This window comes from Pseudogemmobacter sp. TB195, assembly GCF_058313095.1.
This window is the reverse complement of sequence record NZ_JBZEGG010000005.1, coordinates 17907-40922: the sequence shown is the minus strand read 5'-3', so window position 1 is coordinate 40922 and position 23016 is coordinate 17907. Positions and strand designations below refer to the sequence as shown.

The 23016-nt window shown below is 63.4% G+C and carries 18 protein-coding genes and 2 pseudogenes; 9 read left to right on the top strand and 11 right to left on the bottom strand.

Translation table 11 applies throughout. The features are described 5' to 3' along the window. Window positions 1–17 precede the first annotated feature (17 nt). The 7 genes from AC4FS3_RS07035 to AC4FS3_RS07005 all read right to left on the bottom strand — a co-directional run bounded on the left by AC4FS3_RS07035 (window position 18) and on the right by AC4FS3_RS07005 (window position 7949). Window positions 18–596, bottom strand: a complete 579-nt coding sequence (locus tag AC4FS3_RS07035) for a hypothetical protein (RefSeq protein ID WP_491019931.1) — start codon at window positions 594–596, stop codon at window positions 18–20. Next, on the bottom strand, window positions 593–1633 hold the full coding sequence (locus AC4FS3_RS07030; protein WP_491019930.1) for a LacI family DNA-binding transcriptional regulator: 1041 nt from the start codon (window positions 1631–1633) through the stop codon (window positions 593–595). Before AC4FS3_RS07030 ends, AC4FS3_RS07035 begins: the two co-directional genes overlap by 4 nt. Before the next feature lie 17 nt (window positions 1634–1650). Further along, window positions 1651–2937 (bottom strand): histidinol dehydrogenase, encoded by a 1287-nt coding sequence (hisD, locus tag AC4FS3_RS07025; RefSeq protein WP_491019929.1) that lies wholly within the window; start codon window positions 2935–2937, stop codon window positions 1651–1653. A gap of 110 nt (window positions 2938–3047) precedes the next feature. After that, window positions 3048–4262, bottom strand: a complete 1215-nt coding sequence (locus AC4FS3_RS07020) for a sugar ABC transporter substrate-binding protein (RefSeq protein ID WP_491019928.1) — start codon at window positions 4260–4262, stop codon at window positions 3048–3050. 78 nt (window positions 4263–4340) lie between these two features. After that, window positions 4341–5378: an ABC transporter permease gene (locus AC4FS3_RS07015; RefSeq protein WP_491019927.1), complete on the bottom strand. Its 1038-nt coding sequence runs from the start codon at window positions 5376–5378 to the stop codon at window positions 4341–4343. 1 nt (window position 5379) lies between these two features. After that, the gene (locus tag AC4FS3_RS07010; protein ID WP_491019926.1) at window positions 5380–6354 is read right to left on the bottom strand and encodes an ABC transporter permease; all 975 of its coding nucleotides are present in this window, start codon (window positions 6352–6354) and stop codon (window positions 5380–5382) included. Window positions 6355–6377: 23 nt separating this feature from the next. Continuing rightward, window positions 6378–7949 (bottom strand): sugar ABC transporter ATP-binding protein, encoded by a 1572-nt coding sequence (locus tag AC4FS3_RS07005; protein ID WP_491019925.1) that lies wholly within the window; start codon window positions 7947–7949, stop codon window positions 6378–6380. Between the two features lie 417 nt (window positions 7950–8366). Between AC4FS3_RS07005 and otnK the strand changes: the two genes are divergently transcribed. Together otnK and otnC are read left to right on the top strand one after the other, a co-directional pair. Continuing rightward, entirely contained in the window at window positions 8367–9629 is a 1263-nt protein-coding gene (gene otnK, locus AC4FS3_RS07000) for a 3-oxo-tetronate kinase (protein WP_491019924.1), read from the top strand. Next, window positions 9626–10273 carry a 3-oxo-tetronate 4-phosphate decarboxylase gene (otnC, locus tag AC4FS3_RS06995; RefSeq protein ID WP_491019923.1) on the top strand — a complete coding sequence of 216 codons (648 nt, stop codon included), beginning with the start codon at window positions 9626–9628 and terminating at the stop codon, window positions 10271–10273. The genes otnK and otnC overlap by 4 nt, the downstream gene beginning before the upstream one ends. A gap of 46 nt (window positions 10274–10319) precedes the next feature. On the opposite strand, the pseudogene AC4FS3_RS06990 reads toward otnC, so the two are convergent. Next, a pseudogene (locus AC4FS3_RS06990) lies at window positions 10320–10466 on the bottom strand (IS5/IS1182 family transposase); the annotation flags it as partial. A gap of 174 nt (window positions 10467–10640) precedes the next feature. Here AC4FS3_RS06990 and AC4FS3_RS06985 point away from each other — a divergent pair. Beyond that, window positions 10641–10927 (top strand): annotated as a pseudogene (locus tag AC4FS3_RS06985) (ATP-binding protein); the annotation flags it as partial. Between the two features lie 508 nt (window positions 10928–11435). Here the strand turns inward: AC4FS3_RS06985 and AC4FS3_RS06980 are convergent. Continuing rightward, window positions 11436–13733, bottom strand: coding sequence for a molybdopterin-dependent oxidoreductase (locus AC4FS3_RS06980; RefSeq protein ID WP_491019922.1), 2298 nt, complete (start codon window positions 13731–13733; stop codon window positions 11436–11438). A gap of 247 nt (window positions 13734–13980) precedes the next feature. On the opposite strand from AC4FS3_RS06980, the gene AC4FS3_RS06975 reads away from it, so the two are divergent. Beyond that, on the top strand, window positions 13981–14394 hold the full coding sequence (locus tag AC4FS3_RS06975) for a rhodanese-like domain-containing protein (protein ID WP_491019921.1): 414 nt from the start codon (window positions 13981–13983) through the stop codon (window positions 14392–14394). A gap of 80 nt (window positions 14395–14474) precedes the next feature. Further along, complete coding sequence (locus tag AC4FS3_RS06970; RefSeq protein WP_491019920.1) at window positions 14475–15227, top strand: IclR family transcriptional regulator; 753 nt, start codon at window positions 14475–14477, stop codon at window positions 15225–15227. Window positions 15228–15241: 14 nt separating this feature from the next. Here the strand turns inward: AC4FS3_RS06970 and AC4FS3_RS06965 are convergent, their stop codons facing one another. Beyond that, window positions 15242–17173, bottom strand: a complete 1932-nt coding sequence (locus tag AC4FS3_RS06965) for a 3-hydroxyacyl-CoA dehydrogenase NAD-binding domain-containing protein (protein ID WP_491019919.1) — start codon at window positions 17171–17173, stop codon at window positions 15242–15244. A 15-nt stretch (window positions 17174–17188) separates the two neighbouring features. Continuing rightward, window positions 17189–18400: an acetyl-CoA C-acyltransferase gene (locus tag AC4FS3_RS06960; protein WP_491020054.1), complete on the bottom strand. Its 1212-nt coding sequence runs from the start codon at window positions 18398–18400 to the stop codon at window positions 17189–17191. A gap of 153 nt (window positions 18401–18553) precedes the next feature. Between AC4FS3_RS06960 and AC4FS3_RS06955 the strand changes: the two genes are divergently transcribed. From AC4FS3_RS06955 to AC4FS3_RS06940, 4 genes are all read left to right on the top strand, one after another. Further along, window positions 18554–19411 carry a MaoC/PaaZ C-terminal domain-containing protein gene (locus AC4FS3_RS06955; RefSeq protein WP_491019918.1) on the top strand — a complete coding sequence of 286 codons (858 nt, stop codon included), beginning with the start codon at window positions 18554–18556 and terminating at the stop codon, window positions 19409–19411. Between the two features lie 69 nt (window positions 19412–19480). Then, on the top strand, window positions 19481–20263 hold the full coding sequence (locus tag AC4FS3_RS06950; protein ID WP_491019917.1) for an SDR family oxidoreductase: 783 nt from the start codon (window positions 19481–19483) through the stop codon (window positions 20261–20263). 7 nt (window positions 20264–20270) lie between these two features. Next, complete coding sequence (gene kce, locus AC4FS3_RS06945) at window positions 20271–21218, top strand: 3,5-dioxohexanoate:acetyl-CoA acetone transferase (protein ID WP_491019916.1); 948 nt, start codon at window positions 20271–20273, stop codon at window positions 21216–21218. Between the two features lie 178 nt (window positions 21219–21396). Next, window positions 21397–22992 (top strand): ABC transporter substrate-binding protein, encoded by a 1596-nt coding sequence (locus tag AC4FS3_RS06940; protein WP_491019915.1) that lies wholly within the window; start codon window positions 21397–21399, stop codon window positions 22990–22992. Window positions 22993–23016: the final 24 nt, after the last annotated feature.

Sequence of the window (23016 nt, the reverse complement as noted above, 5' to 3'; positions counted from 1 at the left end):
CCCAGAACTGTCCCGGATCAATGCCCGCCGCAGGCGCAGCAGGCATGGCTGAAATCAATCATCTGCAGTCCGGCGCGCGTCTCGGCGCAGGTTTCCAACACGGTATATGCGCGGCGGATCTGCGCATTGAGCGCGTCGAATGTGGCGTCCGCCCCCGGAGCATCGGCCCGCCAGGCGACCAGCCCGTCAAGGATCGCGCGGCAAAGTCCGGCGCTTTCGGCAAGCCGGTCGCGATGGGGGCCAAGCGGACCGGGGGCAACAAGCGCGGCAATCTGCGCGGTGATCTCCTCCTCGCGCGCGCGGCAGGCTTTCACCTCGGGCAGACCGGCGTGATCGGGGCGCGAAGTGAGCCGCGCGAGGATCAAAAGCCCGGCCAGCTGCCCGACCAGCCGACGCAGATCGTTGAAAACGGCGCGGGCCGCGCTGCCGTAGCGCCCGGCAGCGTCGGAGGCGAGCGCCCGCGCTATTTCGCCCTCGTCAGGCAGGCTCTCAGCGGGCGGCGGCTGCATCGGGGCGGTGCAATCGGGGCGGTGCAGCACCGCGAGCCGCTCAAACAGCGCGGCACCCTGTGGGCGGGAGATGGGATGGCCGCTCATTCTTGTCTCCTCGCGGTGGTGCCACGTTCGATCAGCGGTTTCGGGGCGATGCGGTGCAATTCGACCGGCGTCGCTGGATCAGCTGCCAGCCGCGCCGCCAGATCGACGGTCACCGCCAGCATCTGGTCAATCGGCTGCGGGATGGTTGTCAGCGAATGCGATGGCCAGGAGGCCATGGCGATATCATCGAAACCGACCACTGAAATATCAAGCGGGGCTCCAATCCCCAGCCGCGCCCGCACGCCTTCGACAAAGCCGATGGCGACGATATCATTGGCGCAGAACACGCCATCCGGGCGCTCCGACAGCGCGGCGAAGGCCTCAGCGCCCGAGAACCCGGCCTCATAGCTGAAATTCCCGACCTCAACCTTTTGCGGCTCAGAGAGGCCACGCTCCAGCGCGCGGTCGCGAAAGCCCTGCCAGCGTTCGATATTGGTCGAGGCATCGGGAAAAGCCGCGACATAGCAAAGCCGCCTGTGCCCCTTGTCGATCAGGTGATCGGCGGCCATGCGGGCGCCGGTGATATTGTCACAGGTGACACCATGCCCGGCCGGGTCCGAGGACAGCCGGTTAAAAAAGATACAGGCGGTGCCGGCGGCGGTGCATTCCTGCACCGCGCGCGACGACATGGTGGCCGCGAGGATGATGATCAGATCAGGCTGATAGGTCAGAGCCTGTTCCACCGCCTCATCGATCCGCTCGGGCGCTTCGGCGGAGACCAGCATGACATTCATGCCGATCTCCTGGAGCGCAGTGGTCAGCCGGGTCATCACCTCAGGATAGAAAGGGTTGGTGATGCCCGCGACCACAAGGCCGACGATCCGCGTCCGCCTTGTGATCATCGACCGTGCGAAAGGGTTGGGCCGGTAGCCCATCTCTTCCGCGGCTTCCAGAACCTGGCGGCGGGTTTCCGGGGCAACGATGGCATCGGGATAGAAGGCGCGCGAGACGGTCGAAACCGACATCCCGAGCGAGCGGGCAAGATCCTTGACCGTCACCCGCTTGCGCGAACCACCTTTATTGCTGTCGTCACTCATAACCCTTGCTCCGGTCTTCAGGCTGCGTTTGAACCGCCATAGCGGCGAACGCGGATATTCGCCTGTTCTGCATGGCCCGCAAAGCCCTCAAGCATGCAAAGCCGCGAGGCATATTCGCCGATCATCGCCGAAGCGGCGTCAGTGGTGACGCGCTGATAGGTGCAGGTCTTGATGAACTTGCCGACCCACAACCCGCCGGTATAGCGCGCGGCCTTTTTGGTTGGCAGCGTGTGATTGGTGCCGATCACCTTGTCGCCATAAGCAACATTGGTGCGTGGGCCAAGGAAGAGCGCGCCGAAATTCTGCATGTTTTTCAGGAAGTAATCCGGGTCGCGGGTCATGACTTGGACATGCTCATAGGCCAGATCGTCGGCGACTTTCAGCATCTCTTCTTCACTGTCGCACAGGATCACCTGGCCGTAAGCCTCCCAGGCCTTGCGCGCGATATCGGCGGTCGGGAGCACGCCAAGCTGGCGCTCGATCTCGGCCAGGGTGTCATTGGCAAGTTTTTCCGAGGTGGTGATGAGCGCCGCCGGGCTGGTCGGGCCATGTTCGGCCTGGCCCAGAAGGTCGGTCGCGCAGATCTCGCCATCAACGGTGTCATCGGCGATCACCAGCGTCTCGGTCGGGCCGGCGAAGAGATCGATGCCGACGCGGCCGTAAAGCTGACGCTTGGCTTCGGCGACAAAGGCATTGCCGGGGCCGACCAGCATATCGACTGGCGCGATGCTCTCGGTGCCGATCGCCATGGCGCCAATGGCCTGAACGCCGCCGAGGCAGTAGATCTCATCGGCGCCGGCGAAATGCATCGCCGCGACGATGGCCGGATGCGGTTTGCCATGGAAGGGCGGCGCGCAGGCGATCACCCGCTTCACACCGGCAACCTTGGCCGTCAGAACCGACATATGCGCCGAGGCGACCATCGGGTACTTACCACCCGGCACATAGCAGCCCACGGCTTCGACCGGCACATTGCGATGGCCAAGGAAGACGCCCGGCAGAGTTTCGACCTCCAGATCCTTCAGGCAATCGCGCTGCGCCTTTGCGAAGTTGCGGACCTGGGTCTGCGCGAAATGGATATCCTCCAGATCGCGGGGCGAAACTTCCGAAATCGCCTGCTGGATTTCAGCGTCTGAGAGGCGGAAGCTTGCCGGCGCATAGCCGTCAAATTTGCCTGCCAGCTCGCGCACGGCGGCGTCACCGCGCGCCTCGATATCGGCAAGGATCGTCTCGACGGTTTCCTTAACGACGGCATCATTCGCCGAGATCGCTTCGGCCGTCTGTCCCTGCTTGAGGTATCTCATGATGGTGGTCCGGTTCCTGTGTGGTGGCCAGTCGGGAAAGGCACGCGCGGGGACGGGAGCGGTCCCCGCGCGCAGGGGTTGCGGGCCGGGCTCAGCCGGCCCGACAAGGGTCAGGGCTGAACGGTCGGCTCGACCTTGGTCAGCTTGTAGAGATCAGCGGGCGGCTCGCAGTCCTGGCAGTTGATGCCCGGCTCGTTGGCGCCTGCCGGCACATCGGCGGGCAGTGCCTGGATGGTCGCGCCCTCAACCGGGGTGCCGTTCAGCGCCGAGTCGATGGAAAGCTCTGGCAGCAGCACCGGGTCCAGCACCTGGGTGACGAAGGAAGACGGCACGCGGTCGGCCGGGAAGGCATTGCAGCCATTCTCGAATTTCTCGCCTTCACAGATCTTCACATCGGCAGCCGGCACCCAGGGCAGCGGGAATTCGATATTCATCGGCTCCAGCTCGCGCTTGCCTTCAAGGATCTCCATCATCAGTTTGAACGCATAGCCCGATTGCGCCGGCGGCGAGCCAGCCGAGACACCTTTGAGGCCCTTGGCCTGCATATCGGGATCTGCCAGCGCGAGGCGGAAGCCGTTCGAGTTCTCACCGGTCATCGCGACAAGACGGTCGCCTGCATCAAGCAGCGCCTGGACGGCACCGAATTCACCGGCCTGGGCCCAGATGCCGTCGACATCCGGATGTGCGGCCAGCGCTTTGGCGGTTTCCTGCTGCGTGGTACGGTCGTCCCAGTAGGAATAGTATTCCGCGACAACTTCGATGCCGGGATACTGGTTGAAGATATGCATTGCGCCATCGGTATGGCGCTTGTCGACCGAATTGCCCGGCACACCGCGCGACAGGAAGATCTTGCCCTTGCCGCCCAGTTCGTTGACCAGCGCCTGGGCCGAGTTCTCGCCAAAGCCCGAGGTGATATAGCTGACATTGTAAGCGCAGGGCTCGGTGACGGTGGCGTCATAGGTGAAGAACAGGACCCCCTCATCGCAACCGCGTTTGATGGTGCGGTTCAGCGCGGTCGAGGAAATCGGGAACGTGATGATCCCATCGGCACCATCCTCGATCATGCTCTCATAGGCCGAGATCTGCGCCTGGGGGTCCGTGCCCGAGATCACTTCGATCAGCTCAACCGTCTCGTTATAGGGCGCTGTTGCCGCAAGGGCCTTAACGATATTCGCCGCCTCCGACTGCCAGGAGTTGCCGGAATAGGAGAGCGAGAGATAGATCTTGTATTTCTTGCCCTCTGCCGCAGCCGGGCCGGCGGCAAGCACACCTGCAGTGGCCAGAGCCAGCGCCGAAAGCGAGAGTTTCGCGAATGTGGTGGTCATGGTTTCGATTCTCCTCCTGAAAATCTGTTGGTCTCTGCATCCGGCGCCCGCTCAGGCAGGCGCCGCCCTCCCCTGACCTCAGCCCTTGCGGACCAGGGCACGGATCTTCTCGAACACCTCGTCGCGCAGCAGCAGTAATGCGACGAGGATGATGGCGCCTTCGATGATCGTGCGAAGGCCGAATTGCAGCCCGATCGCCGAGATGATGGTGCCGAGCGTCGTCAGCAGGATCGCGCCACCGACGGTGCCGAGGAACGAGCCCGAGCCGCCAAGGATCGACGAGCCGCCGATCACCACCGCCGCAATCGAGGGCAGCATGTAATTGTCACCCATCCGCAGCGTGGCGCCGTTCGAATAGCCTGCCAGCATCATGCCGGTGAAACCGGCGCAGGCGGCGCTGATCACATAGGGCGCCACCTGTGCGGTCAGCATCGGGATGCCGGCGATGCGCGCGGCCTCGGGATTGGTGCCAAGCGCGTAGAGATAGCGGCCAAGCGTGGAACGCGACTGCACCAGCCAGCCGAACGCCACGAAGAGGATCACGAACACCACCGGCAGCGGCACGCCTGCAAGATGCGATTTCATCAGCCAGGTCAGCGCTTCGGGCGAGGCCCCGCGCGGCGTCCCCTTGGTCATGCCAAGCGCGACCGATGCCACGATAATCGAGGTCGCCATGGTCATGATGAAGGGCGGCACTTTCAGCCAGACGACGCCGATGGCGGTGGCAAGCCCCACCCCGGCGCAGATCACCACGACAAGCGGCAGGAGATACCATGCACCGGTATTACCCGCCCCCACGAGACTGGTCGCCAGCACCCCGCCAAGGGTGATCAGCGCCGGCAGTGACAGGTCAAGCCCGCCGGTCAGGATCACCAGCCCCTGGCCGAACGAAAGAACCACCAGGAAGGAGGCCAGCACCATCACGGTCTGCACCTGCGCCCATGAGCCGAGATTGGGGCTGATGAAGCGCGAGCCAAGCAGCATGAGGATGCAGATCGCAAAGACCGCGAGCGTCGAGATCGTCTCGCGTGAGATCCTGGCCGCGCCACGCCGGTCGGGGGATGCTGCGTAACCTGAGGATTTTTCGGCTGAAGTGGAAGTAATCATCTGTTTCATCTCAGCGCTTCCCAAGGCCTGCACCGCGCCCGATGCCCGCCAGCACACCGCTGAAGACCACCGCGAGGATCAGCACCGCGCCCTGGAAAATCCCGGTATAGAAAGAGGCGACGCCGCTGGAGAACAGCACCTTTTGCAACAGCATCAGAGTGCCCGCCCCCATGACCGAGGCGAAAAGCCCTCCCTTGCCGCCCGTGAAAGCCGTGCCGCCAAGCGCCACGGCGGCAAAGGCCAGCATCAGCAGTGGCGTCCCGGCATTGGGGTTGCCGGTCGCGGTCTGCGCCGAGAGCATATAACCCGCCAGCCCGTAAAGCATTCCGGCGCCGACAAAGGTCAGGAAGCGCACCCGCGCCACCGGCACGCCGGAAAGCCGCGCCGCCTGTTCATCCTCGCCAATGGCGTAAAGCGCGACACCCCAGTCGGTGCGGCGGGCGAGGCTCCAGATCACGATCACCGCCAGCACGACCAGCCCGGAAACCGGCACCACCCCCCAGAGCCGGTCAGTCAGCTCATAGCTCACCCAGGTGGCCACCTGGCCGCCGGGCGCATCAAGAATCACCAGTGCGATGCCCTGGCAGATGATCATCGTGGCCAAAGTCGCCGCGATAGCCTGGAGCCGCAGCCCCGCCACCAGCCAGCCATTGACCGCGCCGACCACCGCGCCGATGCCAAGACAGATCCCCAGCGAGGCCAGCGCCCCAGCTGGCCCCTGCAGGGGATAGACCGCCATCACCACATTGGTGAGCGAGACCACCCCGGCGAGCGAAAGGTCAAAGCCCCGCGACAATACCACCAGGGTCTGGCCTGCGGCGGCAAGCGCCAGCGGCACCGAATTGTTCACCAGATTGCCAAAGGCTCCCAGTGACCAGGCGCGCGGCTGCTGCCAGACATTGATCGCGTAAAGGATGACATAGATCAGCACGATGAGCACCGCGCCCTCGGTCAGAAGGCTTTTGAGCACCGGCTTTCGCTTCATTTGTCTCTGTTCAGTCGCGGAACTCATGCCGCCTCCCCTTTTGCGCGGGGAGCATTTTCCGCTCCCTGGCCCAACATGGACGCGACAAGGCGCTGTTCGGTGATCGCCTCGCCCTCGAAAACGCCATTCACGCGGCCGCCGTAAAACACCAGCGCGCGGTCGGCGAGCTGGACGATCTCGGGCAGTTCGGATGAGTAGAACAGCACCGAGCCGCCCTCATCGGCAAAGGCCCGGATCGCGTCATAGATCGCCTGTTTGGTGCCGACATCGACGCCCCGCGTCGGGTCGTAAAGCACCAATGTGCGGGCCCCCGTCGCCATGGTGCGCGCGATCAGCGCCTTCTGCTGGTTGCCGCCCGAGAGGTCTCCGATGGCGAAAGCCAGATAACGCGGGCTCAGATCGACCTTCGCGGCCGTCTCAAGCGCATGTTTTGCCTCTGCTTTCGGCCCGACAATCAGCGCGCGCGAGATACGGCCCAATACAGGCAGCACCACATTCGAGGCGGTGGAGAGGCCGGCCAGGATACCCTCGGTCTTGCGCTCTTCGGGCAGGAAGGCGATGCCGCTGCCGGCGGCCAGCGCCTGGCGCGGGCTGCGCAGTGTGACGGGCTTGCCATCGACACGGATCTCACCGCTGCTGACCGGCTCCAGCCCGGCAAGCATCCGGAAGAGCCCGCGCTGGCCCTGGCCCTCCAGCGCCGCGACGCCCAGAACCTCGCCCGTGCCGAGCGTGAAACCGGCGCCGTTCACGCCCCGGCCTGTTACGTCTTCCACCTCAATCCGGTGCGTGGCCGTCGCACGTGGCGCGCGGGCCGGGCGGGCGTGATCGACCTTGTGGCCGACCATCATCTCGAAAATATCGTCATCATCCGCCGCCGCCAGATCGACGCTCGCAATCGAACGCCCGTTCCGCAGAACGGTGGCCCGCGTCGCCAGTTCGCGCACCTCCGGCAGGCGGTGCGAGATATAGAGCACCGCAAGGCCGCGCGCGGTACTCTTGCGGATCAGATCGAACAGCCAGTCGGTCTCAGCCAGCGAAGCAGTCGGCTCGTCAAGAATAAGCAGTTTTGAGGCATGCTCCATCGCGCGCAGGATCTCGATGCGCTGGCGCTCGGCCAGCGGCAGATCGGCGATCAGACTGCGCGGGCTGATGCGGGCCATATCGTATTTAGCCAGGGTGGCCGCCGCCTTTTCCTCGCCAAGGCGGCGGGAATTGATGCCAAAGCCACCTTTTGGCTGCTGCGGCAAATGCAGGTTCTGCGCCACGGTCAGGTTGCGCACGAGGCTCAGCTCCTGAAACGCGGTCGCCACGCCCATGCTTTGCGCCGCAAGGATCGAGCCCGGCGCATAGGCCGCCGCGCCGATCTGCATCTCGCCCTGATCCGGGCGCACCGCGCCGGTCAGGATCCGCACCAGCGTCGATTTACCAGCGCCATTCTCGCCCAGAAGCGCATGGACCTGGCCCGCCGCCAGCGAAATATCGGCATGTTCCAGCGCAACGGTCGCCCCGTAAGCCTTACGCAGGCTTTCGGCACATAGCGCCACCGCCCCCGCAAATGCAGGGCTGCCGCTTTCGCGGCCGGTCGCATCAGACATAGATCTCCTCCCTCGCCCCGGAGACGTTTGCGTCAGACTAATGCAAACGTTCTCTGGGAACGTTTGCATATAAGGATGATTCCATTCTTCGGGTCAAGCTGTTAAATTTGTGACCGGATCAGACTACGGCACAGGGCCAGAACAGCGCGTCAGCCAAGATCCGGCACACCTGGGTGGTGAGGAATATTATTACATGTTTTCCATGTGTTACAGAACAACGGATCGCGGGCTTAACAAGTCCGTACCGGGTGAGTCGCGGCCTGCCTTCCGCCTGCCCGGAGAAATGCCGGCTCCGCAGCTTGCTTCCGCAGCGCAACCCGCCCCGCCCGGGATCCGGCACTGACCAAAGCCCCGCCAGTCCCCCGCAGGTGCATGTCACGCCCTCCCTCTCAACCCCTCTTCCATCGGAAAGCCCATATGCTTCTTGGCTGTATTGGTGACGACTTCACCGGCTCAGGCGACCTCGCCAATACCCTCGCCCTTCAGGGCATGCGGGTGACGCAATTCTGCGGCGTGCCCGCAGGACCCGCAGATCCCGGTATCGAGGCCGGTGTGGTTGCGCTGAAATCCCGCACCATATCGGCTGATGCGGCGATTGCCCAAAGCCTCGCCGCACTGGACTGGCTGCGCGCGCAGGGCTGCCGGCAATTTCTGTTCAAGTATTGCTCAACCTTTGACTCTACACCCGAGGGCAATATCGGCCCTGTCACGGCCGCGCTGGCCGAGGCACTGGCCGCCCGCAAGGTGGTGGTCTGCCCTGCCTTTCCCGGAGCGGGCCGCACGGTCTACCAGGGGCATCTCTTCGTGAATGACCGGTTGCTGAGCGAAAGCGGGATGGAGAACCACCCGCTCACCCCAATGAGTGACCCCGATATTCGCCGCTGGCTCGCGGCCCAGACCGTTCTGAAAACCGGCCATATCGGCTTTGCCAGCGTGCGCCAGGGTGCGGCAGAGATCGCCGCTGCGCTGGCGCGCGCGGATGCGGCGGGTGCCAGGCTGATCGTCGTCGATGCGCTCTCGGATCAGGACCTGATCGAGATCGGTAGCGCGCTGGACGGGGTTCCGCTGGTGACGGGCGGCTCGGGGATCGCGATGGGGTTGCCGGGAAATTTCCGCCGCCGGGGACTGCTGGCAGGCGGGCAGAACAGCTGGCAGGGCGTTAGCGGCAAAAGCGCGGTGCTGTCGGGATCATGCTCCAACGCGACGCGCGGCCAGGTGGCGCGACATCAGGCTCAGGGCCTTCCTGTGTTTGAGATCAGCGCCGACGCCGCCGTTGCCGGCGCACTGAAGCCCGAAGAAATTGCCGCCTGGGCACTGGCGCAAGGCAATCGCCCGCTGATTTACTCATCCGCCGATCCGGCAGTGGTGCGGGCGGCGCAGGAAAAACACAGTCGCGACCGCGCAGCCGGAGCGATCGAAGCGCTGTTTGCGGCCATCGCCCGGGCGCTGGTTGCGGGCGGGATTGGCCGGCTGATCGTCGCGGGCGGCGAGACTTCCGGAGCGGTGGTTGAGGGGCTGGGCCTGCATTCACTGGAAATTGGACCGGAAATCGCACCCGGAGCACCGGCTTTGCGCAGCGGCCTGCCAAATGGCAGCGCGCTTGCCCTCGCGCTCAAATCCGGGAATTTCGGGGGGCCCGATTTCTTTGCCGAAGCCGATACAATCCTGGGGGCGACATGAGCGAGGAAACCCGCCTGCGCGACGACATCTGCCGCTTTGCCCGCTCGATCTTTGAGCGCGGCCTGACCTGCGGCGCCTCGGGGAACATCTCGGCCCGGCTGTCGGATGGGAGATTGCTGGTAACGCCCACCGGCTCCAGCATGGGATCGCTCGAGCCGGGCCGTCTCGCGCTTTTCGACGCCGATGGACGCCAGACAGCCGGCGATGCCCCGACCAAAGAAATGGCCCTGCACGAGGCGTTTTACGACACCAGAAAGGGCGCCGGCGCGGTGGTGCATCTGCATTCAACGCATTCTGTGGCGCTTTCCGTGCTGCCCGACACCGACCCCGACAATGTGCTGCCGCCGATCACCGCCTATTCAGTGATGCGACTCGGCAAAGTGAAGCTGCTGCCCTTTTTTGCGCCCGGCGATCCCGCGATGGGCGATGCGGTGCGCAGCCTGGCCGGGCGTCGCTCGGCGGTGCTGCTTGCCCATCATGGGCCGGTGGTGGCCGGGAAGGATCTCGACGCCGCCGTGAATGCGATTGAGGAACTGGAAGAGACCGCGAAGCTGGTCCTGCTGACCCATGGCCGCCAGCCGCGCCTGCTGACCGAGGCGCAGATCACTGATCTCGTGCGCCGTTTCGGGCTCGAACTCGACTGAGGACAACCTTCGGGAGTTTCCTGTTGGTCTGTGTTTCTGCGCCGGTCCATGCGCTTCCAGGCCGCTCGTCCCAGGCATTCTGTGGCTTTGAGGATCTCTTGTGGGCCTTGGCGGCGGGACAGTCCTCCCGCCCTCGTCGCCCGTTCTTGCGGATGGGTGTGTTTGCCGCCGCGCCGCACCTGAGGATCGCAGTGCGTCAGCGAGGCGCGTCGCAAGCCCCTTTGGCGTAGTTACGACAGCGAGGTCCGGCCCCACAGCGCGATCGCTTACAACCTGCCGGGCGACATGCAGATTCCCGGCGGCGCAGCCAGCCCGCCCCCGTGATCAGAGCCGCGAAACTCCAGTCGCGGCGGTCCAGACCCGCGGCGGCAAGCAGGGCCGTATTGCCAACCACCTCACACGTCTCGACGTCGTCATCCTCGACGAATTGGGCTACCTGCCCTTCGCGCAATCCGGCTGCCCGCTCGCGCTCTGCCTGATCACCACCCCTATGAACGCACCTTGATCATCGTCGCCACCAACTTTGCATTTGGCGAATGGCCGATGGTGTTCGGCGATACCAGGATGACCACTGCGCTTCTCGACCGTCTTCCTCATCACTGCAAGTTCATCGAAACAGGCAACGAGTCCTGGCGCTTCAAAAACCGCGCCTGATCCCGACCATCTCCCGTCACATGCCGGACAGCTTCGATAACCTCGCCTGACGAGATCAGGAATTTCGCCTCAAGAGCTTTGATCGCCTGGTCGTCGTAGCGACAACGCGGCAAGTCATCCCGGGCCCGGTTCCGGCGCGAGAGGGATGGGCGCAGGAGACCTCCGCCTCGAGCGACAGCGCGTGGACCCGGCCGGGATCCGCCTTGTTCCTAGAAGGCAAGGATGAGGCGGATTTCAGATGCGCGATTGCGGGTCTGCCCCTGACCGCCACGATCTTGTCGCTCGGCAAGCGGCGCGCGAAAAAGGGCATCTGCCAATTCGGCCTCGCCGAGCCAGACGTTTGGATCAGGGCTATGGTGATGATTGCCCTGCCGCCCGACCCTGGGGGCCACGGGCTGGATCGGGAACGGCCTGATCGGTTGGCCGAGATCCCGCCGGGTCGATACAGAGAACCGGAAGATCTGGCGCAAATCCCATCACGAGCAACCGTTCCCGACGCCGGCACAGATCATGAGAGCTGGTCGGTGCCACTGATCTCGGGCGGAAAAAACGCCTCCAGACGGGGCAACTCGCCCAGCCAGGGCTCTGCCCAGACCAGCGTTGTATGGGCGGTCGGACCCTGGGCAAGACTGGAGGTCGGCAGATCTCGCGTCAGCACATTGACATTGCCATGCCGGTCCAGCCCCTCGTGCGAGAGGTCAAGCCAGGCGCCGGTCGATATCTGAATCACACCATCCGCAATTGCATCCGAAATGACCAGCCCCGCGAGGCAGGCACCGCGCTCTGACCAGACCCGCACCACCTGACCCGATACGAGGCCGCGCCGCGCCGCCTCGGCCGGGTTTATCCTGGCCGGTTCACGCTGACGGATCTTTGCCTCACGCGAATAACTGCCCAGGTCAAGCTGGCTGTGCAGCTTGCGGTCAGGCTGGTTCGAGATCAGATGCAGCGCATCGCCCCACCCGTTCTGCGGCGCATTGCCAAGCCATTCCCCCGGCTCGAACCAGGTGGCATGGCCAGGGCAATCCGCATATCCAAACCCTTCCACCCGCTCGGAAAAGATCTCAATGCGGCCCGAGGGCGTTGCCAGAGGATAGGCCAGCGGGTCTTCGCGGAAAGCCTGCAGCAACGCGCGCGGCGGCGTGGTGGCGGTAAAGGCAAATTCGCCATCCTGCCAGAAACGGTGAAACTCTGGCAGCGTATAGCCATTCTGCGCCGCCACCTCGCGGCTTTCACCGTAAAGCCGGTTCAGCCAGCCCATCTCATCCAGGCCACCGGTAAAATCCTCATTCATCCCCATGGCGGCGGCAATGCCCGCCAGAATGTCAAAGTCATTGCGGGACTGGGCAAAAGGCGCCACCACCTGCTTCATCGCAACAAGATGCGGCTCGCCTTTCGTGATGCCCAGATCATTGCGCTCCAGGGGCAGGGTGCAGGGCAGGACAATGTCGCCATGTTTGGCGATCGCGTTCCAGAACGGCTCCTGCACGATGACGCAGCGGGGGTTTTTCCAGACCCGGTGCAGCCTGCCCAGATCCTGCTGATGGTGGAAGGGATTGCCACCCGCCCACCAGATCAGCTCGATTTTCGGGTAGTGATAGCGGGCGCCATTATAGTCGAAGGCCGCGCCCGGCTGTTCCAGCATATCGCCCAGCCGGGCCACCGGGATAAAACTGCGGACGGGATTTTTCAGCTGAGGAAATGCAGGCCAGGCGAAAGGCAAAGAGATGTTTCCCACCCGGTTCGCCGCCGCATAGCCAGTGCCAAAACCGCCTCCGGGCAGGCCTATCTGGCCCAGCATCGCGGCCAGCGTCACGATCATCCAGACCGGCTGCTCGCCGTGATCTGCGCGCTGCAAAGACCAGGCCATCGAGAGCATCGTGCGCTTCTGCGCCATCTCGCGCGCGAGGCTGGTGATCACCTCTGGCGTAAGACCAGTGATCGCCGCAGCCCAGGCGGGGGTTTTCGCGATCCCGTCGCTCTGGCCCGTCAGATAGGCCCGGAAGCGGTCATAGCCGGTGGTATAGCGGTCCAGAAAGGCATGATCGGCGCGGCCTTCGGCTTCCAGCACATATGCCAGCGCCAGCATCAGCGCCACATCAGTATTTGGCCGCAGCGCCAGCCATTCCGGATCAAGGCCTGCGGGCGTGTCATCGCGCAGGGGGCTGACATTGACGAAACGGGTGCCGGCAGCGCGCGCGCGCTGCAGCTGATCGGGCACCCTGTGCTGACTGACGCCGCCGGCGCTGACCTGGGCGTTCTTGACCGCGAGCCCGCCAAACGCCACGAAAAGTTCGGTATGGCCGACGATCAGCTCCCATGGGGTCTGATTGTCGGCCATTCCATCCTGATTGCCGATCAGATGCGGTAATACCACCTCGGCGGCGGCATGACTGTGGGTGTTGACAGAGCGGACATAGCCGCCGAGCAGGTTCAGGAACCGGTGGATCTGGCTTTGCGCATGATGAAAGCGCCCTGCGCTGGCCCAGCCATAAGACCCCCCAAAGATTGCCTCATTGCCATGCTCAGCAATGATCTCGCGCAGCTCTTTCGCGACGCGCGCATTTGCCTCATCCCAGCTGACGGCGACGAAACTGTCCTCACCGCGCTTTGCGCCTCCATCGCCCTCGAGAAACCCCTTGCGGATCATGGGCTGCGTGATCCGCATCGGGCCGTTGACCGACCCCACGAAGTTTTCGCTGATCCGCGAGGGTGAGGGATCACCTTCTGCCGGTCTCATACCGGTGAGGCGGCCCTCTTCCACTATCGGACGGTCAATTCCCCAATGGTTCAGGGTGACAGACATCGGTGCCGCTCCGCTTTTCTTTCACCTGGGCCTGCTGCCTGTCGAAACACCTTTCTGCCCGGCTGCACAAGCGCGGACCTGGGGCCAGACGACAACGCACCGGCGATGGTGGTTCATTATTCAAAACGTCGTTCTATTTTTATTGCGGAATAATGCGCCCCAGGCTAGGCTTTTTTCAGTCTGGCCGGCAACCGTCCACAAGATCCCGGCTTCGGCCTGTCCCCGTCTTTTACAGCAGGAATGCAGCATGCCATCGACCATCACCCGGCATATCAAAGACATGGTCGCCGAGGCCAATCAGCAGGTGAAAACCCTGACCACCGAAGAGGCGCTGGCGCTTTACGGCCGCGATGATGTGGTTTTTGTCGATCTGCGTGATCCGCGCGAACTGACCCGCGAGGGCAAGATCCCCGAGGCTTTCTCCTGCCCGCGCGGCATGCTGGAATTCTGGATCGACCCCGAAAGCCCCTATGCCAAGCCGGTCTTTCAGGAAGATAAGACCTTTGTGTTTTACTGTGCCTCGGGCTGGCGCTCTGCGCTGGCTGCGAAAACGGCGCAGGATATGGGCCTTGCCCCGGTCGCCCATATTCTCGGTGGTTTTGGCGACTGGAAACGGGCGGGCAACCCTGTTGAAACGGTCGAGCAAAAAGCCAAACCGTAAAAGCTGCTTGTCGGCATCCGGACCTTGTGGCTAATCATCCTCAGGAATGAATTCCCTCAGTCGGATTTGAGCGCGTATAGATGTCTGGTACCGTCGGCAAAGCCCTTACCCTGCTTGAGCATCTGTCGCGTTATGATGCGCCGGTGCGGCTGGCGGAATTGTCCCGCTCTATCGAGATGAACAAAAGCACCACCTACCGGCTGCTCGAAACCCTCTCGCAGATGGGCTATGTCACCCAGGATGAGCCCAATGGCCGCTATCTGATGACGGTGAAGATGTGGGAAGTCGGCGTGCGGGCCTTTCAGCGCAGCGATATCCGCATCATGGCACGGCCACATTTGCAGGCGATCACCGCAGCCGTGGATGAAACCGCGTTGCTTGCGCGGGCCGATGTCCAGGAGGTGATCATCATCGAAAAGGTGGATTGCGCGCAGCCTCTTCAGGCCATTGCGCCACTGGGAAGCCGGTCGCCGCTGCACGCCTCTTCCTTCGGCAAGGCGTTTCTGATGCAACAGGAGCCGCCGAAGGTCATGGAACTGGGTCCGGTGATGCAGCGCTTTACCGATCACACCATCACCGACCCGAAAGTGCTGCTGACGCAACTGGCCGGGATGCGGGCAGCTGGCTGTGCGATTGGCCGGGACGAATATCGCGACGGAATCTCAGGGGTCGCCGCGCCGGTGATCGGCACCGATGGCAAAGCCTATGCGACCATCGGCGTCTCGATGCCAAGCTACAGGTTGAGCCCAGAAAAACTGGCGGCGATTTCAGACGTGGTGCGCCGGGCTGCGATCAGCTTCTCGGCGCAGCTTGGTCATCAGCCGCTGTCGTAAGCCGCGCCGCGCCCTCAGCGATGGCCGCGATGCCAGGCCGGGCCGCCCTTCCAGCGGGGCCAGCCAAAGCCATGCACCCAGACCACATCAATGTCTGAGGGCCGCAGCGCAATCCCTTCCGCGATGATGGCGTCAACCTGGTCCAGCATCGGCTCCAGCAGGTGATCCAGCAGCGCCTCAGGCGCGGCATCGCGCAACTTCTCAGGGTGGCGCGCCCGGAAAGCATTAATCAGCGCCATGGCATCCGCCGAGGGCTGGCCGCGCCCTTTTTCGTCATAATCGTAGTAGCCCAGGCCGTTCTTCATGCCAAAGCGGCCCGCTTCGCAGAACACCTCTTCCAGCGTCCGCCCGGCGCTGCCGTCGCGATCCCAGCCAACGTCAAGACCCGCGAGATCGGCCATCTGAAACGGCCCCATCGGCAGGCCAAAGCCGGTCATTGCCCTGTCGATATCATAGGGAGAGGCCCCCGCCAGCAAGAGATCCATCGCAGCCCTCTGCCGCGCAAGCAGGATACGGTTGCCGATGAAGCCGTGGCAGTTTCCGACGCATACGGTGATTTTCTGCATGCGCCGCCCCATATCGACCGCAGTCCTGATCACTTCGGGACTGGTCTTTGCGCCGCGCACAACCTCGAGCAGCCGCATCACATGGGCGGGGCTGAAGAAATGCATCCCCAGCACGCGATCCGGACGCCCGGTGGCAGCGGCCATCACGTCGATATCCAGAAACGAGGTATTGCTGGCCAGAATCGTCTGCGGCTTGCAGATCGCGTCAAGGCGGGCAAAGAGCGCGGTCTTGACGTCAAGGCGTTCAAAAACCGCCTCGATCACCAGATCAGCGCCGGCCAGCGCCTCCGGCTCTGCATGCCCCGAAAGCCGGGACAGCGCCGCCGTGCGGGCCGCGTCATCCATCTTGCCACGCCGGACTGCACCCGCAAGATTATCGGAGACCGCCTGCAGACCGCGCTGAAGCCCCTCGGCCATGGAATCACAGAGCAGCACATTGAACCCGGCGGTTGCCAGCACCGTGGCAATGCCGCTGCCCATCGTCCCGGCCCCCACCACGCCCACCGTCGCGACCGGCAGGCTTTGCGTTTCAGCCGGCAGGAAGGGCAGGTCTTTCAGGCGTCGCTCGGCGGCAAAGACATGGCGCAGCGCGCGTGATTGCTCTCCCTGTTCCAGCCGGAAAAACGCCTCGCGCGCCTCTGGCCCCTGGTCGCGATCGGGGTCTTGCACCGCCATCTCTATCAGCCGGAGGATTTCCTCAGGCGCGTCACGCCCGGCCAGTTTCGCGGCATTCCTGCGCCGGTATTCCGCAATTCTTCTCACGGCGTCCGGATCGGCCTTTGGCCCGACCCGCGCAGGAAGCGACCCGGCCAGCGCCAATGCCGCCTCGCGCAGATCCCCGTCTGCGATCCGGTCGATCAGCCCTGACTGCCGGGCCTCTTCTGCCCCGATGCGGCGCCCCGAGAGCACCAGATCCAGTGCGACTTCTGCGCCCGCCAGCCTCGTCACCTGCGCGATACCGCCCCCGGCGGGCAAAAGACCCAGCGTCACCTCAGGCAGGCCCATCCCGGCCGAGGGTGCCGCCACCCGCGCAGTTGCCGCCAGCGCCAGTTCAAACCCGCCGCCAAGCGCTGTGCCATGCATCGCAGCCACCACCGGCCGCGACAGCTGAGACAGGCGGGTGATCAGCGCCGGCAGATCCGGCATCGCGATCTCACCGCCGAATTCCGCCATATCCGCGCCGGCGAAGAAGCTTTTCCCCTCGCAAAGCAGCACGGCGGCCCGCAGATCATCGCGGCCTTCCAGCAGATCAAACCCCGCCATCAGCCCGCGCCGCACATCGGCAGAAAGCACGTTCACCGGCGGATTATCCGTGATGATCAGCAAGATACCATCGCGGATCTCGGCATGGACGCTGGCGGAAAGCGGGATCTTTTGCATGATGGCGCGCCCTGATCAGAAGATTTCAAAAAGCCCGGCCGCGCCCATGCCGCCACCGATACACATGCTGACCACGCCCCATTTCGCGCCGCGCCGCCGGCCCTCCAGCAGGATATGCCCGCTCATCCTTGCGCCCGACATGCCATAGGGGTGGCCCATGGCGATAGCCCCGCCATTGACGTTCAGCCGGTCAAAAGGCAGCCCCAGCCGGTCGGCACAATAAACAGCCTGCGCGGCGAAGGCCTCATTGATCTCCCAAAGATCAATATCCGCGACCGTAAGACCAAAGCGTTTCAGCAGCGGTGGGATCGCAAAGACCGGGCCGATCCCCATCTCATCCGGGGCGCAGCCTGCAATTTCGATGCCGCGCAGCGTGCCAAGGGGTGCCAGCCCGCGCGCCGCCGCCTCGCTGCCCGACATCACAACAAGCGCGCTGGCCCCATCTGAGACCTGGCTGGAATTTCCGGCGGTGACGCAAACCCCGGTCGCAATCTGCTGCCCCTCCTTCAGGACCGGCGGCAGCGCGGCAAGGTCTTCGGCACGGGTTTGCGGGCGATTGCATTCATCCTGCGAGAAGTGGACCTCGGCAAGCGTCTCCTCGCCACTGTCCCGGTCGGTCCGCTTTTGCAGGACGGTGAGCGGAGCGATCTCGGCGGTGAAATGGCCCGCCGCCTGGGCCGCCGCCATCTTCTGCTGCGAGGCCAGCGCAAAGGCATCCTGCGCCTCGCGTGAAACGCCATAGCGCTGCGCGACAATCTCGGCCGTCTCGATCATACTCATGTAAAGCGCGGGGATGCGGGCGCTGAGGTCCGGGTCACGGGCGCGATGCAGGTTCATCTGCGGCGTCTGCACCAGCGAGCAGCTTTCGACCCCGCCCGCCACGACGATCCGCCGCCCCTCCAGCCGGATCTGCTGGCAGGCCAGCGACAGGGCCACCAGCCCGGACGAGCATTGCCGGTCAACCGTCATGCCCGGCACCGTCACCGGCAATCCTGCGGCCAGCGCTGCCTGGCGTCCGATATTGAAAGAGGTTGCGCCCTGTTGCAGCGCGCAGCCAAGGATCACATCCGCGACCTCAGGTCCGATTGCCCCGGCCCCGCCCGCCCGCCCCAGCGCCGCCGCTATCGCATGGCCGGCCAGTCGTTGTGGCGAGGTGTCATTCAGGGCACCGCGATAAGCTTTGCCCACCGGAGTGCGGGCTGTGCTGACGATGACGGCTTCGGGCAAGGGCGCAGGCATTTCGACATCCTTCAGCGGCTGAGCTCAGATCCCCGACCGGCACTGATGCAGCGGTCGATTAAAACGTTCCACTATTTGAACCCCTGTTGCAATTTTTTTCGAACAATGCAAGGCTCCGCCTGCAACAGCCCGGAATCCCCAATGCCTCTGGATCCTTCCCGCATCTTTGGAACACCGATTGCGGATCGAAGCCTCTCCTATGAGGATCGCGACGCCATGCTTTACGCGCTGTGCTGCGGCGCAGACCGGGCGGTGGCCGAAGGCGATTTCCGCTATATCCGCGAGGACGGGCTGCAGGTTGTCCCGAGCTTTGGCCAGAATCTGTGTTTCTTTGACGACTGGATGCAGCCTGCCGGGGTCGATATCGCAAAGGTGGTACATGGCGGGCTGGATCTGCGGATGGAAGCCCCCTTTATTGCCTCGGGCGAGGTGACGGTCAGGACCCGGATCGGCGGCCTGACCGACAAGGGCGAGGGGAAGGCAGCGCTTGCCTTGCAGATCAGCGAGGTCTGGCAGGGCGGCAAGCGCGTCTTCACCTCATATTCCAATTTCTTCGTGATGGGCGCGGGCGGCTTTGGCGGCTCGCAGGGCGAAGCTTTCGCCAGCGAGGCAATGCCTGCGGGAGAGCCTGACCAGACCCACGACCTGCCCACCCGCAGCGACAGTCCGCTGCTGTTTCGCCTGCTTGGTGATCGCAATCCGTTGCATATCGATCCCGACACCGCGCGGAAAATTGGGTTCGAGCGGCCCATCATGCATGGCGCCAATACATTCGGCATCGCCTGCCTTGAAGTGCTCCGCCGCTTCGCAGGCGGGGATGCCGCCCGGATGCGCCGCTTTACCGCCCGCTTCACCGGCCCGCTTTTCCCCGGCGAGACGCTGCGCCTGTCCTGCTGGACCACAGAGCCTGGCCGCATCCGGTTTACGGCGCGGGCCGCCGAACGCGATGCGCCGGTGCTTGATGGCGGGCTTGCCGCGATCGACCCAGCTGCGGGTTAACAGCGATCACATTCAGGACGGCAGACTGGCATATCACCCGCTGCTCCGGACCGACGATAAGGAGACGACATGACGGCAACAACTTACTGGTCTGCGCAAAGGGTGATCATCACCGCCGGCGCCAGCGGGATCGGTCTTGCCATCGCCAGAGCCTATCATGCCCTGGGTGCAGCGGTCTGGATCTGCGACATCAGCGAAGAGGTGCTGGCCAAAGCCGCTGCTGAGCTGCCCGGGATCGGCACCATGATCTGCGATGTCGCTGACCAGGCGCAATGTGATGCTTTCGTTGCCCGTGCAACCGGGGCGATGGGCGGGCTTGATATCCTGATCAACAATGCCGGCATCGCCGGCCCTGCGGCGTCGGTGGAAGAGATGGATGCCGCAGCCTGGCGGCGTTGCTTTGACGTGAATGTCCATGGCCAGTTCTACATGGCCCATGCCGCGATCCCGCATCTGAAGAAGAATGCCTCCGGCTCGATCGTCTGCATGGCTTCGGTTGCCGGCAAATACGCCTTCGGGCTGCGCTCGCCCTATGCCGCGTCCAAGGCTGCGGTGATCTCGCTGATGCGCGCCCTCTCGGTCGAGCTTGGCCCGCATCAGATCCGCGTGAATGCTATCGCGCCGGGTGTCGTGGCGGGCGACCGCATCAAACGCGTTTTCACCGACCGGGCCGCGACCCGTGGCATCAGATATGAGGAAATGGAGGCCATCGCTTTGCGCGCAGTTTCCATGAAAACCATGGTCGATCCTGCCGAAATCGCCGAGATGGTGCTGTATCTGACCGGCCCTGCCGGTCGCCCGGTCACAGGCCAGGTGATGCAGATCTGCGGCGGCCTGGAATATACGGAGTGATGCGCAAATGATCCCGAAAGAAGACCGCAACAAGGTGATCATCACCTGCGCCATCACCGGCGCAACCCATACGCCAACCATGTCGCCATATCTGCCGGTGACGCCGGATCAGATCATCGAACAGGCAATCGGGGCGGCAAAGGCCGGGGCGGCGGTGATCCACCTGCATGCCCGGGATCCTGAGACCCATCGCCCGACCCCGGACCTGAATATCTGGCTGCATATTCTGCGCTCGATCCGGGCCGAGAGCGATGCCATCCTGAATATGACCACCGGCGGCTCGACCTTCATGTCGATCTCGGACCGGCTGCTCGCACCTTCGACCGCCTCACCCGAACTGTGTTCGTGCAATATGGGCTCGATGAATTTCGGCACCTATACGATGGCCGAAAAGTATCGCGGCAAATTCATCGAGGACTGGGAAGAGGGCTATCTTGAGGCCTCCCGCGATGCCATCTTCCGCAACACCTTTAAGGATATCGAGACAATCCTTGAGGTGATGGGCAAAGGCGGCACCCGGTTCGAATTTGAATGCTATGATGTCGGCCATCTCTACAACCTCGCCCATATGCTGGATCGCGGGCTGGTTCAGGTGCCGATGTTCCTGCAGCTGATCGTGGGCACGCTGGGCGGGATCGGCCCCGGCCCCGAGAACCTCATGTTCATGAAGGAAACCGCCGACCGCCTGTTCGGCGCAGGCACCTATCAGTGGTCGGTGCTGGCGGGTGGACGCCATCAGCTGAACATGGCCACCATGGCCGCAACCATGGGCGGCAATGTCAGAGTCGGCCTGGAAGACAGTCTCTATGCCGGTCCGGGCAAGCTGGCAGAGTCGAATGCCGAACAGGTCGGCATGATCCGCACGGTGATCGAAGGGCTGAAAAAGACCGTCGCGACCCCGGCTGATGCACGGCGTATGCTGGCGACAAAGGGTGGCGATAAAGTCGGTTTCTGAACCCGGCAGACCGGGCCGGTCAGCAGATCTGAGAATGGGCAAGGCGGTAGATTAATATTCCGACCTTGCCCCAATAAATAGAACAAACCAACCAAGTTTTGCGTGAACTGCTATATCTGGTGGAATAATCTCCCCAGAACGTCGATAGACTGGCAATCACATTCCATCGGGAGCAATCATGAATCGTCGTGCTTTTCTGGCCAGCTCGGCCCTGTTCGGTGCAACCGCGGTTCTGCCGGCGAAATGGGCATATGCCCAGGACAGGGCAGAGGCGCTGCGGGTTCTCAGCGAGGGGGCCGCGAACTCATTCGACAGCTTCTCTGTCGGCGTGAACCGCAACTCGTTGCAGATCACCTGGAACATCTATGACCGGCTGCTGAAATTCGCCTATAAGCCGCGCGAGGATGGCACCTTCTATTACGATTACTTCGACATTCAGCCTGAGCTGGCCGAAAGCTTTGAAGTGTCGGAAGACCAGAAGCAGATCACCTTCCATCTGCGCAAAGATGCCACTTTCCATGACGGCGCGCCGGTGACCGCCGAGGATGTGAAATGGTCCTTTGACCGTCTCGTCGCCTCGCCAATCGGTCTGGCCCAGTTCTCGACCGGCTCGATGACCACGCCCGAGCAATTCGTGGTCGTCGACACGCATACGTTCCGCGTCGACCTGCCGCAGCCCGACCGTTTCGCGCTGCCCAACATCGCGCTGACCTATCCGATCATCGTCAACTCGAAACTTGCGACGCAGCATGCGACCGCCGAGGATCCCTTTGCCTCGGAATGGCTGAAGACCAATCCCGCAGGCGGCGGCGCGTTCAAAATCGAGCGCGCGCAGATCGGAGAACGCATTCTCTTCAGCCGGTTCGATGACTGGAAATCGGGGCCGAAGCCGGGATTTGCGCAAGTGCTGTGGCAGACTGTGCCGACCGCCGAAAGCCGGGTTGCCTCGCTGATCAAGGGCGATGCCGATGTGGTACAGGATCTGCCGCCGAAAGACGTGATCGCGCTGTCGGACAATCCTGACATCAAGGTTGTCGGAGTGCCGACCTCGAACTTCCAGTTCATCGGCATGAACAATGCCGTAGCGCCATTCGATGATGTGCGGGTGCGCCAGGCGATTGCCTATGCGCTGCCCTATCATGACATGCTGCAATCGGCCCTGTTTGGCCGCGCCCAGCCGCTGTTTGGCGGCACGCCCGGCAAGCCGGAAACCACCACCTTCCCGCAACCGCTGGGCTATTCCACCGATCTAGACAAGGCCAAGGCCCTGCTGGCCGAGGCCGGTCTGGCAGATGGTTTCGAGACCAGCTTTGCCTATGAGCTGTCAGTCGCCACCGTCGCCGAGCCTGTTGCGCTTTTGCTCCAGGAAAGCCTTGGCAAGATCGGTATCAGGGTTAACCTGGAAAAGGTGCCGGCCGGCCAGCTTGGCACGCTTTTGCAGGAGAAGAAGGTCCCCTTCTACTTCGAGGGATCGACCTCTTATCTCGCGGACCCCGACTACTTCTTCCGCATCTTCTATTTTGGCGATACCCGCTGGAATTTCGGCAATTACCAGAACCCGGAATTCAAAGCGCTGGTCGACAAGACCCGCTACGAAACCGATAAGGCGGTCTATGATGCCGATATCCTGCGGATGATCGAGCTGGTGAAGGAAGAGGTTCCGATCATCCTGCTCTGGCATCCGACGCTGGATGTGGGTCTGGCGAAATCGGTCGAAAACTACTCCTATACCTTCCACCGTCAGCTGGATCTGCGCCCTCTCTCGCGCGGCTGATATCCTGAGAGACAAAAGCAAAGG

Coding starts and splice junctions, on each gene's coding strand:
- AC4FS3_RS07035 (WP_491019931.1), bottom strand. CDS start 596: ATGAGCGGCCATCCCATCTCCCGCCCACAGGGTGCCGCGCTGTTTGAG.
- AC4FS3_RS07030 (WP_491019930.1), bottom strand. CDS start 1,633: ATGAGTGACGACAGCAATAAAGGTGGTTCGCGCAAGCGGGTGACGGTC.
- hisD (WP_491019929.1), bottom strand. CDS start 2,937: ATGAGATACCTCAAGCAGGGACAGACGGCCGAAGCGATCTCGGCGAAT.
- AC4FS3_RS07020 (WP_491019928.1), bottom strand. CDS start 4,262: ATGACCACCACATTCGCGAAACTCTCGCTTTCGGCGCTGGCTCTGGCC.
- AC4FS3_RS07015 (WP_491019927.1), bottom strand. CDS start 5,378: ATGAAACAGATGATTACTTCCACTTCAGCCGAAAAATCCTCAGGTTAC.
- AC4FS3_RS07010 (WP_491019926.1), bottom strand. CDS start 6,354: ATGAAGCGAAAGCCGGTGCTCAAAAGCCTTCTGACCGAGGGCGCGGTG.
- AC4FS3_RS07005 (WP_491019925.1), bottom strand. CDS start 7,949: ATGTCTGATGCGACCGGCCGCGAAAGCGGCAGCCCTGCATTTGCGGGG.
- otnK (WP_491019924.1), top strand. CDS start 8,367: ATGCTTCTTGGCTGTATTGGTGACGACTTCACCGGCTCAGGCGACCTC.
- otnC (WP_491019923.1), top strand. CDS start 9,626: ATGAGCGAGGAAACCCGCCTGCGCGACGACATCTGCCGCTTTGCCCGC.
- AC4FS3_RS06980 (WP_491019922.1), bottom strand. CDS start 13,733: ATGTCTGTCACCCTGAACCATTGGGGAATTGACCGTCCGATAGTGGAA.
- AC4FS3_RS06975 (WP_491019921.1), top strand. CDS start 13,981: ATGCCATCGACCATCACCCGGCATATCAAAGACATGGTCGCCGAGGCC.
- AC4FS3_RS06970 (WP_491019920.1), top strand. CDS start 14,475: ATGTCTGGTACCGTCGGCAAAGCCCTTACCCTGCTTGAGCATCTGTCG.
- AC4FS3_RS06965 (WP_491019919.1), bottom strand. CDS start 17,173: ATGCAAAAGATCCCGCTTTCCGCCAGCGTCCATGCCGAGATCCGCGAT.
- AC4FS3_RS06955 (WP_491019918.1), top strand. CDS start 18,554: ATGCCTCTGGATCCTTCCCGCATCTTTGGAACACCGATTGCGGATCGA.
- AC4FS3_RS06950 (WP_491019917.1), top strand. CDS start 19,481: ATGACGGCAACAACTTACTGGTCTGCGCAAAGGGTGATCATCACCGCC.
- kce (WP_491019916.1), top strand. CDS start 20,271: ATGATCCCGAAAGAAGACCGCAACAAGGTGATCATCACCTGCGCCATC.
- AC4FS3_RS06940 (WP_491019915.1), top strand. CDS start 21,397: ATGAATCGTCGTGCTTTTCTGGCCAGCTCGGCCCTGTTCGGTGCAACC.